At 39.1% G+C, this 15,983-nt stretch carries 11 protein-coding genes and 1 pseudogene; 11 read left to right on the forward strand and 1 reads right to left on the reverse strand.

Translation table 11 applies throughout. From position 1 onward, the window contains the following. The first annotated feature begins 91 nt into the window (after nt 1–91). The 8 genes from BIV60_RS04390 to BIV60_RS04425 all read left to right on the forward strand — a co-directional run bounded on the left by BIV60_RS04390 (nt 92) and on the right by BIV60_RS04425 (nt 9,129). The gene (locus BIV60_RS04390; protein ID WP_071354500.1) at nt 92–472 is read left to right on the forward strand and encodes a GntR family transcriptional regulator; all 381 of its coding nucleotides are present in this window, start codon (nt 92–94) and stop codon (nt 470–472) included. After that, nucleotides 469–1,371 (forward strand): ATP-binding cassette domain-containing protein, encoded by a 903-nt coding sequence (locus tag BIV60_RS04395; RefSeq protein ID WP_071354501.1) that lies wholly within the window; start codon nt 469–471, stop codon nt 1,369–1,371. The genes BIV60_RS04390 and BIV60_RS04395 overlap by 4 nt, the downstream gene beginning before the upstream one ends. Next, nucleotides 1,349–2,086, forward strand: coding sequence for a hypothetical protein (locus BIV60_RS04400; RefSeq protein ID WP_083402091.1), 738 nt, complete (start codon nt 1,349–1,351; stop codon nt 2,084–2,086). Before BIV60_RS04395 ends, BIV60_RS04400 begins: the two co-directional genes overlap by 23 nt. Beyond that, nucleotides 2,083–2,811, forward strand: coding sequence for a hypothetical protein (locus BIV60_RS04405; RefSeq protein ID WP_141770400.1), 729 nt, complete (start codon nt 2,083–2,085; stop codon nt 2,809–2,811). Before BIV60_RS04400 ends, BIV60_RS04405 begins: the two co-directional genes overlap by 4 nt. A gap of 189 nt (nt 2,812–3,000) precedes the next feature. Next, nucleotides 3,001–4,185: an ABC transporter substrate-binding protein gene (locus BIV60_RS04410; protein ID WP_071354503.1), complete on the forward strand. Its 1,185-nt coding sequence runs from the start codon at nt 3,001–3,003 to the stop codon at nt 4,183–4,185. 276 nt (nt 4,186–4,461) lie between these two features. After that, nucleotides 4,462–5,694 carry a Zn-dependent hydrolase gene (locus BIV60_RS04415; protein ID WP_071354504.1) on the forward strand — a complete coding sequence of 411 codons (1,233 nt, stop codon included), beginning with the start codon at nt 4,462–4,464 and terminating at the stop codon, nt 5,692–5,694. Between the two features lie 108 nt (nt 5,695–5,802). Next, on the forward strand, nt 5,803–7,347 hold the full coding sequence (locus tag BIV60_RS04420) for a response regulator transcription factor (protein WP_071354505.1): 1,545 nt from the start codon (nt 5,803–5,805) through the stop codon (nt 7,345–7,347). Between the two features lie 12 nt (nt 7,348–7,359). After that, a complete protein-coding gene (locus tag BIV60_RS04425; protein ID WP_256218296.1) occupies nt 7,360–9,129 on the forward strand; it encodes a cache domain-containing sensor histidine kinase in 1,770 nt (589 codons plus the stop codon). A 209-nt stretch (nt 9,130–9,338) separates the two neighbouring features. On the opposite strand, the pseudogene BIV60_RS04430 reads toward BIV60_RS04425, so the two are convergent. Next, a pseudogene (locus tag BIV60_RS04430) lies at nt 9,339–10,697 on the reverse strand (Nramp family divalent metal transporter). A gap of 464 nt (nt 10,698–11,161) precedes the next feature. On the opposite strand from BIV60_RS04430, the gene BIV60_RS04435 reads away from it, so the two are divergent. From BIV60_RS04435 to BIV60_RS04445, 3 genes are all read left to right on the forward strand, one after another. Beyond that, entirely contained in the window at nt 11,162–13,111 is a 1,950-nt protein-coding gene (locus BIV60_RS04435) for a heavy metal translocating P-type ATPase (protein WP_071354507.1), read from the forward strand. A gap of 728 nt (nt 13,112–13,839) precedes the next feature. Next, complete coding sequence (locus BIV60_RS04440) at nt 13,840–15,006, forward strand: thiolase family protein (protein ID WP_071354508.1); 1,167 nt, start codon at nt 13,840–13,842, stop codon at nt 15,004–15,006. Nucleotides 15,007–15,076: 70 nt separating this feature from the next. Next, nucleotides 15,077–15,835: an SDR family NAD(P)-dependent oxidoreductase gene (locus BIV60_RS04445; RefSeq protein ID WP_071354509.1), complete on the forward strand. Its 759-nt coding sequence runs from the start codon at nt 15,077–15,079 to the stop codon at nt 15,833–15,835. The last annotated feature ends 148 nt before the right edge of the window (nt 15,836–15,983 follow it).

Below are 15,983 nucleotides of genomic sequence, written 5' to 3' on the forward strand. Positions count from 1 at the left end.
AGTAATTTCCATAAATGTATTGTATGTATTTGGAAATTATAATATACTACATTACAACACTAATGTACTGTGTTAGGGAGGGAGGAGCAGGGTGATTCCTCATTTGGATGGTACGAAGCCGATTTATGTGCAGATTTCTGAGTGGCTGGAGACGGAAATATTAAACGGCAATTTCGAAAAGGATCAAAAAATCTATTCGCAATATCAGCTCGCAGAGATGTTTAATATTAATCCGGCGACAGCTGCAAAGGGCCTCAATCTATTAGCGGATGAAGAGATTCTCTATAAAAAACGCGGACTTGGAATGTTTGTTGCAAACACCGCAAAAGACAGGATCCTAAAAAAGCGGAAGAATCAAACGCTCAAACGCCTAGTCTCGGAAATCGTCATTGAAGCGAAAAGGCTCAATGTAAGTAAAGATGAATTAATCGAAATGATTCGAAAGGAAGAAATCGGGGAGGAAGAGGAATGAATGTAATAGAATGCGAGGGATTGATAAAAGTCTACGGGCAAAAGAATGCCTTAAATAGAATAACATTTCAAATTGCAGAAAATAAAATTACTGGACTGATTGGCAGAAACGGGGCTGGAAAAACTACGCTGCTTAAAACCATTGCCGGTCATTTAAAAGAAACATCCGGGGGAATAAAGGTTTTTACAGAAAAACCCTTTAATAACCTTAAGGTTTCAGCAAACACCATTTTCATACATGAGGAAATGGAATTCCCTTCGGTGTTATGCCTGAAAGAAATCCTAGAAACTGCCTCAAGCTTTTATGAAAATTGGGATGAGGAGCTTGCCTATCGTCTATTTGACTATTTCTCCTTCTACCCACTTCAGCAATTTAATGGTCTTTCAAAAGGTATGAAAAGTACTTTTAAGATGATTTTAGGATTAGCTGCTAAATGCCCGTTAACCATCTTTGATGAACCAACATCGGGAATGGATGCGGCTGTGCGTAAGGATTTTTATCGTGCCTTACTAAAGGATTATATTGCCTATCCCCGGACGATTATCATTTCAAGTCATCACTTAAACGAAATAGAAGATTTAATTGAGGATATTCTTCTGATAAAAGATGGAAAAGAACTACTCCATATGCCAGCTGCTGATTTGAAGGAGTGGGCGGTTGGTCTGCGAGGAAAGGCACAAATGGTAAAGGAAAGGATAAAAGATTTTGGAATCCTTCATTCCCAGCCCATTGGTCAGGACCATTTATATGCAGTGGTGAAAAATGATTTTTCCCAAGAGGAAATAACAGAGATTCGGGCAAATGGGATTGAGGTTAGCGCTGTTGAATCTAGCGATCTATGTGTCTATTTAACTGGAAAAATAGGAGGGGAAATTGATGATGTCTTTGTCAAATCCTAGTCTGGGTCATGTTGTAAAACAGCAATTTGTTTATAAACTGAAAGCTTACCAGCAAGCTTTTATCTCCTTAGTCATTGTTCAGGGGATTGCGATTCTTTTTTCCATTGGTGGTGTGGGGATGATGGGGTCAGGCAGTCAGAGTATTAATATCAGTGTTAAATATTATTCAGCAGATATTGTCGTCGTTTTTACATTATTATGGGGATTTATTACCGCCATTAATTTGACCACAAAAGCATATCGTTATGACGATTTCGCTTTTGTGACGAATCGAATCAGTAGTAATTTATCGAATATATTATTTTTGCTTACAGGAAGTGTCATCGGTGGTGTTACCGCGATGCTGTCCGCCTCTTTGTTAAAAATAATAATGGTGTATGTTTTGAATTATCAGTTTGTTGCACCCCTAAGCACAATGGGTGTTCCAGTAGAATTCATGCTCGGCATCCTAACAACGTGTTTGTACCTTTTCCTTTTTTGTGCGTTAGGTTATTTTGTCGGAATGCTTGTTCAAATCCATAAACTTTTCATCGTTATACTACCTGCTGTTTTATTAGGAGGGGCTTTTGGAAAAGAAAAACTATTTATAAAGCTATTAGGAATTTTGTTTACTGAATCATCTCTTTCTATTTTTATTGTTAAAATCATCGTGGCTATAGCACTGCTATTTTACAGTTCGGTCATTTTATCGAACCGAATGGAGGTAAGGTCTTGATGCTTGCTAATCTGCTTATACCAATCATCTTGATTATTTTTATCGTAATGGTAATCACCTTTTTAGTGGTAAAAGTGATGAAAGGAAGCGGGAAGAGAAAAGGAAAATATAATTTTAAAAGAAGAGTTTACTGGATTTTAGGAAGCTATATTACGGTTTTATTGATCAGTTTTTTTATAGATGTAGCAAATCCTGTGACTGGCATGATGGCGGATAGAAAAATAGTTAAAGATAAAGATCTTGATCAGGAAAATTCAGAATTATACGTAGCTGCTTTAGAAGGAAAAATTGCTGAATCCGGAAATCAATTTGTCGTGAAGAAGTGGGCCTTTGATTATCAGGGAAGAAATCTTGAAATCAAGTCAGAAAACGAAGGGTTCTTCAATGCAAGGGTTGTTGTGGAACGGAAAAAGGATAATGATGGGAAAATCGAAGCTACCTACTATCAAACAAGGTCAAGTATAGATCATCGGGAAATTACTGAGAAGAAGCGCCCAATTAGAATACAATTATATGAGAATACACTCATGCTTGGCGAACAAGACAGAGTAGAACTAAAATTCTCCCAGTTTGAAAATGCATTCACCGTCAACCAATTTACCGGTTCCGGCTGGTTCAAGCATGAGTCCAGCTTCTATGAAAGCCAAGGCATCCTTTACCTGAAAATCCCAAAAGACCTCAAGCTCAACACCCAAACCGAATTCGACCTCGAATACGTCAGGTGACAGGCACCGTTCATGGACATTTAGACGATTTGTCCTCCTGTGGTGGACGCCAGTCGTTGGATGGAAAATTTAATATAAAAATTATTCTGAAAAAACTATTGACAGGGTTGCCCATAAGCTATATTCTGAAAACATTAAAAAAATAGAAAAATTACATCAAGATTACATCAGAAAAGGGAGATTATATTTATGAAGAAGCAAATGGCAAAACTTTTTATGGCTTCGAGCTTAGTGGCTGGAATTCTAGCTGGATGCTCAGGAGCGAATGGCGCTTCAAGCACAGGCTCTGATAACAGTAAATCCATCAAAATCGGGGTAAACTTGGAGCTCTCAGGCGGTGTTGCATCCTACGGCGAATCACTGGCTGACGGGATTAATATTGCGGTCGATGAAATCAATAAAAAGGGTGGCATTGACGGCAAAAAGATTGATGTTGTAAAAGTGGATAATAAATCTGATGCTGCCGAAGCGACTAATGGTGCCATCAAATTAACTAGCCAAGACCATGTAAATGCAATTATTGGTGCTGCTACCAGTGGTGACACGGTTGCGCAGGCCCAAATTGCAAATGATAATAAAACAGTTTTATTGACTCCATCTGGAACAAGTCCAAATGTAACGGTCGGAGATAATGGAAAATTAAATGATTTTGTTTTCCGTACTTCGTTTATTGATCCATTCCAAGGAACAGTAGCAGCTAACTTTGCAGCAAAAAAACTTAAGGTTAAAAATGCAGCGATTTTTGCAGATAGTTCCAGTGATTATGCAAAAGGGCTTTCAGCAGCTTTTAAAAAGACGTTTGAAGCTGCCGGCGGAAAAGTTGTAACAGAAGAAGCCTATATTGCAAAGGATACAGATTTCCGTTCTACATTAACACGAATTAAAGCAAAAAACCCTGAATTCATTTTTATCCCGGGATATTATGAAGAAGTAGGTTTAATTGTGAAGCAAGCACGCGAATTAGGCATCAACGTTCCATTGATGGGAGCAGACGGCTGGGATTCTCCTAAATTAGTTGAAATTGCCGGAGCAGCAGCTTTGAATAACACGTTTATCACAAACCATTATTCATCTGAAGACCCGGAGAAAAAGATTCAAACATTTGTAACTACTTTTAAAGACAAGAACAAAGGGGAATTACCGAACGCCTTTAACGCGCTTGGCTATGATACAGTTTATCTATTGGCTGATGCAATTAAACGCGCCGGAAGCACCGATTCAACAAAGATTAAAGATGCTTTAGCAGAAACTAAAGATCTATCACTTGTAACAGGAATTGTATCTATTGACAAAAATCATAACCCAATTAAATCAGCAACAATCTTAGAATATAAAAATGGAAAACAAGTGTTTAAAACAAAAATCAATCCATAAAAAATGGGGGGCAATGCCTCCCATTTTTTTGTTGAGAAAAACTTTACAAACTATAAAACAATTCATGGAAAAGATTTTATGTTTTGTCTAATGACAACCAACTGGAATAGTTTATAATTTAATATATAACTCTGAATACTTACATAAAGTTATAACTTTTTGAACAAGAATAACTGGCTTTCTTAAAAAAACTGAATACGCTTACATTTTTTAGATAAAACAAGTGTTAGAAAAATGTCTGCAAAACTATCAGTATAAATAAAGGAGTGGTTAATCATGCAACGTCAAAAGTTATTGGTTAATGGTGAAAGGTTTCACCAGGAGTTGGAACGGTTCGCAGATTTTGGCCGTACAGAAAACAATGGGGTCACTCGCCTTGCCCTATCAGAGCAAGATCGTTTGGTCAGAAATTATTTCAGGTCCTGCTGTGAAGAACTTGGATTAACGGTTAAGGTCGATGACATGGGCTGCATGTACGCCACCTTAGCAGGAACAGAAGATAAACCGCCAATCGTCATCGGTTCGCATCTGGACACAGTAAAAAAAGGCGGCCGTTTTGATGGAGTATTAGGGGTCGTTGCTGGATTAGAAGTAGTCAGAACCCTCGTGGAAAATGGCGTAAAGCCGAAAATTCCAATTACAATTGTGAACTGGACAAATGAAGAGGGTGCGAGATTCGAACCATCGATGATGGCATCCGGTGTTATTGCCGGCAAATTCGATAAAGCCACCATGTTGCAAAAGAAAGATGCGGACGGCATTACCTTTGGGGAAGCGCTAAAGAGAATCGGTTATGTTGGTGATGAAGCGAACCGCTTGAAAGAAGCAACTGCTCTTTTGGAATTGCATATTGAACAAGGGCCAATACTTGAAAAAGAAGCACTTTCTATTGGCGTGGTCGAATGTGTTGTCGGAATGGCCTGCTTTGAAATCGAAGTAACAGGTGAATCCGATCATGCTGGAACTACCCCGATGAATATGAGAAAAGATGCATTATTTGCGACCAATAATCTGATCAATGAAATCCGCAGCCGTTTAGGCTCATTAGACGAGGATTTGGTATTTACCATCGGCCGGGTTAATGTTTACCCAAGCATCCATACAGTCATTCCGAATAAGGTAGTCTTTTCATTGGAAGCCCGTCATAAGGATACAGAGATTGTCAGCACCTTTAAGGAATTTGTCCAAAGCCTGCCACATCTCGGCTTAAGCGAGGGTTGTGATGTTAAAGTAACGAAGCTGTGGGAACGTGATACCGTTTGGTTTGATGAAGGAGTGGTGAATCACTTTGAGCAGTCTGCCCAGTCGTTAGGCTATTCCAATAAGCGTATGGTGAGCGGTGCAGGACATGACGCTCAATTTATTGCAAGCCTTGTTCCAACAGCGATGCTGTTCGTTCCAAGCAAAAATGGTAAAAGTCATTGCGAGGAAGAGCTGACCACATGGGAAGAATGTGAAAAAGGTGTAAACGTCCTATTGGACACGACACTTGCACTATTATCCAAATAAGAAAGAAAATGCAGGCGATAATTTTGCCTGCATTTTTTTGTGCTAAAATAGGAGAAACGAACCATTCGAAAAAAACTTTGTTGCTTTTTAAGAGGGGGGGGGATTTCCATGACAACTCCAGAACTATGCAGAACGCTTATTGTAGATGATGAATTATTAATAAGACAAGGGATAAAACATTATATCGATTGGGAAAAAGAAGGCTTTTTAATTGTTGGCGAGGCCGCAAATGGTCAGGAAGCACTTGAATTAATCGAAGAAACAAATCCTCATGTGATGATCACGGATATTGTAATGCCCATCATGGATGGAGAAGAATTAACGAGAGTGGTAAAGGAGAAATATCCACATACTGAAATCATCATTCTTAGTAGTTTTGGAGAATTCGATTATGTAAGATCTACCTTCCAAAACGGTGTGGTTGATTACATCTTAAAACCGAAGCTTGATGCTAATAGTCTATTAAAGGCATTGAATACGGCCCGACACAGAATTCCCTCGCTTCAAAATGAAGGGGAGAAAGCAGACGCCAATCCTTCAATCGGACAAATTATTCAAAAATTGATTTCAGGATATGACGCCCCTTATAATCCGGCAGCCATCACCAATGTGTTTCCGTACAGCCATTTCTGTTTGTTAGGTGTCAAGAATTTGAAAAGGGAGTCCGAAGCATCTGACGGAGTAAAGGAGGAAATCGAGAAAGTCCTCAAAACAAACCTGAAAGAAGCCGCCCACACTTTCTTTACCGTTAATCAGGATATTAGTGCATTCCTCATTAATATAAACAGCGAAGAAATAACCAAAGTCATAGAATTGGCTTATCAACTGGCAAAGTCCGATCCTGCCATTAGTTTTGCATTAACAGAGGTATTCAGTGATTTTTCTCAAGTCGGCAGCAGGTGCAAAGAAAGCCTATTAAAACTATTTAATTATCAATTTTATTTGCCGGATATCACACTTTTAATGGATAAAAATCTGCCAAAGCTGCTTGATGCACCGGATCATTTTAATCTGGAGTGGTTTACAGGCGAATTTAAGCGCAGGCAATTTGACTCCGCCTTAAGTTATTTAACGAATCATGCTCAATCCTTATCCAGGCTCTATACAATGGATGTTTTTGAATATAAAGCCTTTTTTGGGAACATCATTTTTAACATTACCGTTCTTCTTAGCAATATGGAATACAATGTAAAGGAATTAGAGAATGCCAGATACTCGTATTTCCGCTTGATTGATGATGCGCAAACAGCAGGTGAAACGCTCCAGCTGCTGAATCGTTTTATCGAAGAAGTTAAGAAATGTCTCGAATCGTCCCAAAATCAGCCTGAAAATCTTAATATGAAAAAATTGCTGGAATACATCATGGACCATTATGCAGAACCATTAACCTTAAAGGACGTAGCAAAGCATTTTCATTTTAATCCTTCTTATCTTTCAAACTATTTTTCGACACATAATAATGAAGGCTTCGTTGAATATGTGAATAAAATCCGCATTGAAGAAGCGGCGAAACTGCTTGTTAAAGGTGAAGCAAACATATCCGATATCAGCGCGATGGTTGGTTATTCCGATCATAGTTATTTTTGTAAAGTATTTAAAAAAATAAAGGGATTGTCTCCCAGCCAATTTAAAAGAAAACAACACTTCAGATAAGAGATGGTAACGATGAGACTTCTTCCTGAACGCTTTAAACAGAACGGGCTATTAATGAAAATGTTCCTAATCACAATGGTGATTATTATCATTGTGTCCACGACGATTGCTTGGACAACCATTCACATGGCAGAGCAATTTTTCTTCCAAAGATTTAGTATTATGAATGAAAAAGTAATGAGTCAGGTAAAAGACCGCTTTGAAGCATTTAATTACTCGATTGTCACTGCCGCAAACAATATTCTTGAAAGCGGTACAATTCGGTCCGTTTTTACGGAAAAACAAACAGCTGTCCAACAAATGACCTCTTTTTATACGATGGGCCAGCAGTTAAAACACATTCAGTCCAATTTGGATCCTTATGAAGTGGAGATCATCCTTTTAGGTAGAAATGGAGTAAGCTTCCGAACTGATCGGAATGTTTGGACGATTCCTGATCAAGAATTGAAAAAGAGTATCCTTGTCAGGAACACACTTGAGCAGCCGAAAAAACTGATGTTCCAATACGATCAGCGGCCAAAAACTGAAACAGGAGACAAGTGGTTTATCGTAGCTTCCAAGGCTTTAATGGACCGGATTTCTGGAATCGTCTATGGTTCGATGTATGTTGGAATTAAAGAAAGTGAGTTCCGCCAATTTTATAGCAACTATACAAGTCCCGGCAATCATGTATTTCTAGTGGACAAGTCTGGAGCGATTGTCTCAAGTGATGAAGAGAAACTAATTGGAGAAAAATCAAAAGAGCTTTTAGGCTATGCAGATAAACTCAAGGATCAATCACACCATTACATCGTCGGCAAATTTATGGGGAAAAATCAAATTATTTTAATGGACTATCTTCCTACATTTGATATGTACCTTTTTAATGTGATTGACAAGCAAACTGCATTCGGTGATTTAATCAACAAAAAGGAGATTGCCCTCGTTGCGATGGCCATTGTTTTGTTGGCGCTTATCATTGTTTTCCTTGCCTCGAGAAGGCTGACCAATTCGTTATCGAGTTTAGTCAAGCAAATTGGCAGTGCGCCAAAGTATGACTTTGATAAATATGTTTCGGTGTCAGGCACTTACGAAACAAGGCAAATTGGCAATGCCTTTAATTCCATGCTTGATGAACTTCATGAGTATGTAGAACAATTGATACTGTCTCAGAAGGAAAAGCGCAACGCCGAACTGGCTGCCTTGCAGCAGCAAATTAACCCGCATTTTTTATACAATACCCTGACAACTATCAAATTTATGGTAAATCAGGGTGAAAAACAAGAGACAGAAGCGACCATAAATGCCCTAATATCTTTACTGCAAAATACAATCGGCAATGTGAGTGAAACCATTACTGTTAAACAAGAGATCGAGAACTTGAAAAATTACGTACTGATTAATCAAAAACGCTATGGCGACCGGATTAAAGTAAACTATTTTCTAGCACCGGATTGTATGGACTTTCAAATTCCGAAACTGATTTTACAGCCGTTTATGGAGAACTCATTTTTCCATGGGTTTAACCGGAAAGCGGAAGGTTATATCAATGTATTGGTTTGGCGGGACGGGGATCACTTAATTTGTGAAGTAGTAGATAACGGGGATGGATTGGAAGTAGAAGCGGACAATAAGTTTCCGAATACAAAGCGAAATCAGCAGCTTTTCTCCGGAATCGGTGTACGGAATGTCCATGAGCGGATTCAGTTGATTTATGGGGAAGGCTATGGGGTAGCCATTTCCAGTGAGCCCGGAAACGGTGGTACAAAGGTTCGAATAATTTTGCCCATTCATTCAAAATAAAGGCTGTACTGCCAACAAAACGCTGAAAACAAGGATCTGTCCCTTTTTTTTATAATGACATTGCCTGTTTCGCTTTAAATTACAAGTTAAAATAAAGTCCTGGGTGGACCACTAAAATAAGAAACCAAAAAGCTGATTTGGTGATCTGACCCAATCAGCTTTTTGGTTATACATAGAACAGACGGTTGAAAGTCGTCCCCTCTGTCTTTTTAACCTAAATCTTGGCCTGTTACAACAATATATCCAATTAAGAATATATTCAATACAACGATTACACCGGTACATACCCATGCTAATATTTTCGTAGGTAATTTGTTCGCAAATTCCCCCATTTTCTTTTTATCGCTTGTAAATATTACTAAAGGAATAACGGCAAATGGAAGTGCTAAGCTTAGGACCACTTGACTCCATAACAGTAATTCACCTGTTCCTTTAGAACCTGCAAGCCAAGTTACAATAAAGGCTGGAATAACAGCCAATAACCGTGTAATTAAGCGGCGAAGCCACGGTGAAATTCGTAAATGAATAAATCCTTCCATAACAATTTGACCGCTAATCGTTCCAGTAATGGTTGCATTTTGACCGGAAGCAAGTAAGGCAACTGCAAATAAAGTACTCGCTATACCTACTCCGAGCGTAGGACTAAGTAATTCATATGCTGCTTCGATTTCGGATACATCTAAATTTGTACCATAAAAAGCGGCCGCTCCCAAAATCAAAATAGCGGAGTTAATAAGAAAAGCAACGGTTAATGAAAAGGTGGAATCAATAAGAGAAAATTTAATGGCTTCTCTTTTTCCCTCTGTTGTTCTCTTATATTGTCTGGTTTGTACTATAGAAGAATGCAAATATAAATTATGCGGCATTACTGTTGCTCCTAATATACCTAAAGAAATAAAGAGCATTTGTGGATTTGTGACAATTTCAGGTTTAGGAACATATCCACCGAATAAAGCAGCAATTTCCGGTTTTGATACAATTACTTCAAATGCAAATACAACAAATATTGTAACCATTAATACGATGACAATAGATTCAATGATACGAAAGCTTTTCTTTTGCAAATAAAGTAGAAGCAACACATCTAATGTAGTTATGGCTATACCGAGTAATAACGGAATGCCAAATAATAAATTTAAGGCAATGGCTGAACCAATAACCTCGGCCAAATCTGTTGCAATAATGGCTAATTCGGTTAATATCCAAAGTACAAAGGCTGTATTCTTCCCCGTTGCATCCCTAGTTGCCTGGGCGAGATCTCTTCCTGTGACAATCCCAAGTTTTGCTGACAAAGCCTAGAGAAGCATAGCAATTAAGTTAGAAAGTAAAATGATAATCAACAAAGTGTAACCAAAACGTGCCCCTCCTGCGATGGAAGTTGCCCAGTTTCCTGGGTCTACATACCCAACGGCTACTAATGAGCCAGGCCCCATAAAGGCAAGCAGCTTACGCCAGAATCCTCCTTTACTTGGAACACTTACTGTATTATTTATCTCTTCTAAGCTCACATTCGAGCTTTGCTTTAACCAGCCATGCTCTTTTACCACATATTCCTGTTGAGTATCCATTAATCATCCCTCCCAAAAAATGTGTACTAAGTTAAATAATTTTCCTTAGTACAACTTTTTGCTTGTAAAATTTACTAATTAATTTATGGAACTATTTTAACTTGGTTTCTTGTCTTTGTAAACAATTTTTGTGTGCACGCAACTTTTTAGTGTGAGACAAACATTCGACAAAATTCACTGTTGCTAAAAACGGTCAAAACATGTATTTGTTCATAAGATAAAGAAATGTATTCTGTTTATATTAAAGATCAAATAATAATAATTATCGTTATTAATTGTAAAAGATAATGATTATCATTATAAATATTTGATTTCTAGATGACTATCGTTCTCAATTATAAAAAAATTTATCATTTATGGTTGACGCCCAATCAAACTCTCATTACAATCTATATTATAATAATTACAAAAAAGTAAAAATTACAAAATAAATTGTTTAAGAGGAAACGGAGGTTGAAACAAATATGAGGATGGAAGCACAAGCACAAGCACAAGTACTGAAAAGTTATAAATCACAGCCACAGGTAAAACTTTGGGAGAGAATAAAAGCTAATGGAGAACTAATTGCAGCAATTGTATGCGGAGTATTCATTTTTCTTGGATGGTTACTCCGTCGAGACGGTTTTGAAGTCCCTTCTGTCATATTATTTCTACTTGCTTTTGTGATTGGGGGCTTTGCGAAAGCAAAGGAAGGTATTGAAGAAACGATTGCAAATAAAGAGCTTAATGTCGAGATGCTGATGATTCTAGCAGCCATTGGATCTGCTATTATCGGTTATTGGATTGAAGGAGCCATCTTAATCTTTATCTTTGCTTTAAGTGGGGCTCTAGAAACATATACAATGAACAAGAGTCATAAAGAAATTTCGTCATTAATGGAACTTCAGCCTGAAGAAGCATTACGCGTTACGAATGGAATGGAGGAACGCATTAATGTATCTGAATTAACGATTGGTGATTTAATTCTGATCAAACCGGGGGAACGAGTGCCTTCCGATGGAAAAATTGTCAAGGGGGTGACTACCGTTGATGAGGCGGCCATTACAGGGGAGTCCCTTCCTGTTTCAAAAGGAAATCATGATGAGGTGTTCGCTGGAACAGTGAATTTAAACGGTTCGATCACAATTCAAATCACAAAACCGGCGAATGAAACTTTATTCCAAAAGATTATTGAGTTAATTCAGTCAGCGCAAAGCGAAAAAGCTCCTTCCCAGTTATTTATCGAAAAGTTTGAAGGAACTTACGTAAAAGTTGTTCTGGCCGTAGTGGCAGTGATGATGTTTATCCCCCATTATCTGCTTGATTGGAGCTGGGTTGAAACCTTTTACCGGGCTATGGTTTTACTTGTAGTGGCTTCTCCGTGTGCCCTTGTCGCCTCCATTATGCCGGCAACTTTATCAGCAATTTCCAATGGTGCCAGACACGGAATTCTTTTTAAAGGCGGAGCTCACTTAGAGAATTTAAGCCATTTGAAAGCCATTGCCTTTGACAAAACGGGTACGTTGACAAAGGGAAAGCCGGAGGTAACAGATTTTATCGTTCAAAAAGGGCTTGATGATGAAGACGTCTTACGGATAGCTGCATCGATTGAAAGCCACTCCACCCATCCACTTGCCAATGCCATTGTGAAGTATGCAAAGGAAAAATTAGCAGATGACCTCATTCATCCAGAAAGTATTGAGGATTTAGCTGGCTGGGGAGTTAAAGCGATAATTGATCAAGAAGAGTGGAAAATCGGTAAAGCTGGATTTGTTGGAGAAGAAGACTCTGAACAATTCGCTGAACAATCAGCAAAGAGACTTCCCGGTGAGGGGAAAACTGTTGTTTTTGTACAAAAAGCCGGAAAGATAGTGGCATGTATTGGTCTTATGGATCGGGTTCGGAAAGAAACAACACTTGCGATTGATCAATTAAAAGCGCAAGGCATTTATACAGTCATGTTGACCGGAGATAGCACCAAAACAGCGAAAGTGATTTCCGATGAAAGTCATGTAGATGAATACATTGCTGAATGCTTGCCGGAAAACAAGGTGGAACATCTGAAACAACTTAAAGTGAGACTTGGGAATGTTGCTATGGTTGGCGATGGGATTAACGATGCTCCTGCACTTGCAACCGCAAATGTGGGGATTGCCATGGGGGGCGGAACCGACGTGGCACTTGAGACAGCAGATATTGTCCTGATGAAAAACGATTTACCAAGGATTTCCGAAGCAATTCACCTATCCAAAAGGATGAATAGAATTGTTAAACAGAACATCATTTTTTCAATCAGTGTCATCGTACTTCTTATCGCTTCGAATTTTTTACAGGCAGTGGATTTACCATTAGGTGTCGTCGGTCATGAAGGAAGCACTATTTTAGTCATTGTAAATAGTCTAAGACTACTGAGAAATAAAAAATCTTTATATTAGGATTTATTACAATGATTTATTTAACCGATTTGTTAAGATAATTTGCTTCTTTTATAAGAGGTTTCAGAGCTCTCCTCCCACCTATCAAACTACTGCTGTACGGTATGAGAAAATCAAACCACTTATGGCCGATCAAGGCTGGAAAATAGATGATGTCGGGAATGAATTTAAAGTTTTTAAAACCTTTTAAGAGGAGCTTTTAAGCTCATTTCAGAGTAGACAATAGGCATCCGAATGGGCTCATTTGGATGCCTTTTGTTATTTTTTGCACATAAGAGCAGAATATAGACCTTTCCTATACATATTATTAGGCCATTTCTAGACTTTTCCATGTTAAGGGGGCCATCTTTTTCAAGTTTATGGAAAAATGTAAGCCTGCTTGCATGGACATATTTTTATGCCTCTTAAAGTTGTCCAACGCATACCCATCCCACCATATTAACAAGAACCGGAAACACATATGGAAGAGGAACTAATTATTTTTCCTTTTAGAATTTAATTCAATAGTGAATTGACCATTTCAGAAATGATTCAACTAATTCAAGGGAAATCAGAAATGAACGATTTAGTTTTGAATCTTAAGAAAGGAGCCAGATGAATAAATCCTTATTACTCTGCATTTTATCCGCTATAAACTTTTGGCATAATTTTTGCATTTTAGATGAGTGAAAGGTAAATTGCTTCTGTTATCACTAATCAAAAAGAATTTCTAAGGAGGGAAAGAAAGGATGAACAAAGCGGTTATTGTCTCTGTGGCAAGAACCCCATTTGCCAAATTACGTGGGGCGTTAAAAGATCTCCATCCGTCCATTTATGGAGGGCTTGTCATTAAAGAAGTACTCCAGCGGGCCCAAATTGCTGGTGAGGAAGTAGATGATGTCATATTTGGAAACTGTAATGCGGGAGGAGGGAATATCGCGCGATTATCTTTACTACAGGCTGGGTTGCCTATATCGCTACCAGGAATTACGATTGACAGGCAATGTGGATCAGGGATTAATAGTGTAGCGTTAGCTTCTGACGCTATCAATTCTGGAAGTGGGAGAATACTAGTTTCGGGAGGAACGGAAAGCTTGACTAGGGCTCCTTATCTGATGGAACCTCCAAATCAAGGTTTTGATCGGGTTCCACCTAAGTTTATATCGAAGAAACCGTTATCACCGGAACATCTCGGAGATCCTCCGATGGGGATTACCGCCGAAAATCTTGCTGAACGCTATAACATCAGCCGGGAGGAACAGGATGCCTTTGCCTTGAGAAGCCAGCTAAACATGAAACGAGCAGTGGAACAAGGGTTTTATAAGGAACAAATCGTTCCTGTACCTATAACAGGGAAAAAAGGAGAAGCTACTTTATTCTCTGAAGATGAACATCCTAGACCGGAAACAACATTAGAAGGTTTAGCCCAGCTTCGACCGGTGTTTAAGAAGGATGGATCAGTAACTGCGGGTAATGCATCCGGTATCGTTGATGGAGCTTCAGCACTGGTTTTGATGTCAGAAAAGGATGCAGAAAAAAGAGGATTGGAACCGCTTGCAAGGGTAGCAGATTGGGCAGTCGCCGGTGTGGATCCGAACATTATGGGGATAGGACCAGTCCCAGCCATAAACAAGTTGTTGGGTAAAAATGGATTGACTTTAGACGATGTGGATTTAATTGAAATCAATGAAGCATTTGCTTCCCAAGTACTAGCGTGTGACCGTGAACTTCACCTGGATTGGGAGAAGGTCAATGTCAATGGAGGGGCGATTGCCCACGGACATCCCATTGCCGCCACTGGAGGGATGCTGGTGATGAAGCTGGCATATGAAATGAAGCGCCGAGGTGTTAAACGTGGCATCGTAACAGCTTGTATCGGTGGTGGTCAAGGAATTGCCCTGATGCTTGAGAGGTAATGGGAAATACAGTACAAAAACATGGATTGTTTGATGAGATATACCGAAATTTCCTGGAGGAGGTCGTCATATGAGTCGTTTACAAGATAGGATTGCTATTGTTACTGGTGCAGGCCGAGGGATTGGTGCGGAAACAGCCAAAAGATTAGCGCAAGAAGGGGCAAAGGTGGCACTTTTTGATCTGAATTCGGAGTTTTGTCGTGAAACGGTTCAAGCAATCCAATCCAAAGGTGGAGAAGCGATTGGGATCAGCTGTAACATTTCTGACAGCGAACAAGTCGATGAAGCAGTTGAAAAGGTAGTTTCTCACTTTGGACGGATTGACATTTTGGTGAATAACGCCGGAGTGACCCGTGATAATCTTCTTTTCAAAATGTCCGTAGAAGACTGGGACATGGTCATGAATGTGCATCTAAAGGGTAGCTTTTTATGCTCCAAAGCTGTGCAGAAATTTATGGTTCAAGAACGCTATGGAAAGATCATCAATATTAGCAGTACATCAGCCTTGGGAAACCGCGGACAGGCCAACTATTCGACAGCTAAGGCAGGGTTGCAAGGGTTTACACGAAGCCTGGCGATGGAACTGGGTCCTTTCAATATAAATGTAAATTCTGTTGCACCTGGATATATTGTAACGGAAATGACAAAAGCGACTTCAGAGCGAATGGGCGTGGATTACGAGGAACAGCAAAGAAAAGTGGCTGAGGGGAATCCACTTAGAAGAGTCGGGAAACCAGAAGATATTGCCAACGTCATTGCTTTTTTAGCCAGTGAAGATGCTAGTTATGTGAATGGGCAGATTATTTATGTCAACGGAGGCGCTCGCTAAGTCTGTGTTCAAAGTGGTCAATGGGTACTAGCAGATTCTGCGGTATGAATTTTTGAAGGCACCTCTAAAATTCTATTTCGCAAGACTGCCCGCAATCTAATAGGAATGTGAGAATTGGAGAAATCGGTTTTTGTCGAAAAAGTACCAG

Origin of the sequence: Bacillus sp. MUM 116 (genome assembly GCF_001866655.1) — a bacterium.
Taxonomy (GTDB): Bacteria; Bacillota; Bacilli; order Bacillales; family Cytobacillaceae; genus Neobacillus.

Coding starts and splice junctions, on each gene's coding strand:
- BIV60_RS04395 (WP_071354501.1), top strand. CDS start 469: ATGAATGTAATAGAATGCGAGGGATTGATAAAAGTCTACGGGCAAAAG.
- BIV60_RS04445 (WP_071354509.1), top strand. CDS start 15,077: ATGAGTCGTTTACAAGATAGGATTGCTATTGTTACTGGTGCAGGCCGA.
- BIV60_RS04425 (WP_256218296.1), top strand. CDS start 7,360: ATGAGACTTCTTCCTGAACGCTTTAAACAGAACGGGCTATTAATGAAA.
- BIV60_RS04420 (WP_071354505.1), top strand. CDS start 5,803: ATGACAACTCCAGAACTATGCAGAACGCTTATTGTAGATGATGAATTA.
- BIV60_RS04435 (WP_071354507.1), top strand. CDS start 11,162: ATGAGGATGGAAGCACAAGCACAAGCACAAGTACTGAAAAGTTATAAA.
- BIV60_RS04400 (WP_083402091.1), top strand. CDS start 1,349: ATGATGTCTTTGTCAAATCCTAGTCTGGGTCATGTTGTAAAACAGCAA.
- BIV60_RS04415 (WP_071354504.1), top strand. CDS start 4,462: ATGCAACGTCAAAAGTTATTGGTTAATGGTGAAAGGTTTCACCAGGAG.
- BIV60_RS04440 (WP_071354508.1), top strand. CDS start 13,840: ATGAACAAAGCGGTTATTGTCTCTGTGGCAAGAACCCCATTTGCCAAA.
- BIV60_RS04410 (WP_071354503.1), top strand. CDS start 3,001: ATGAAGAAGCAAATGGCAAAACTTTTTATGGCTTCGAGCTTAGTGGCT.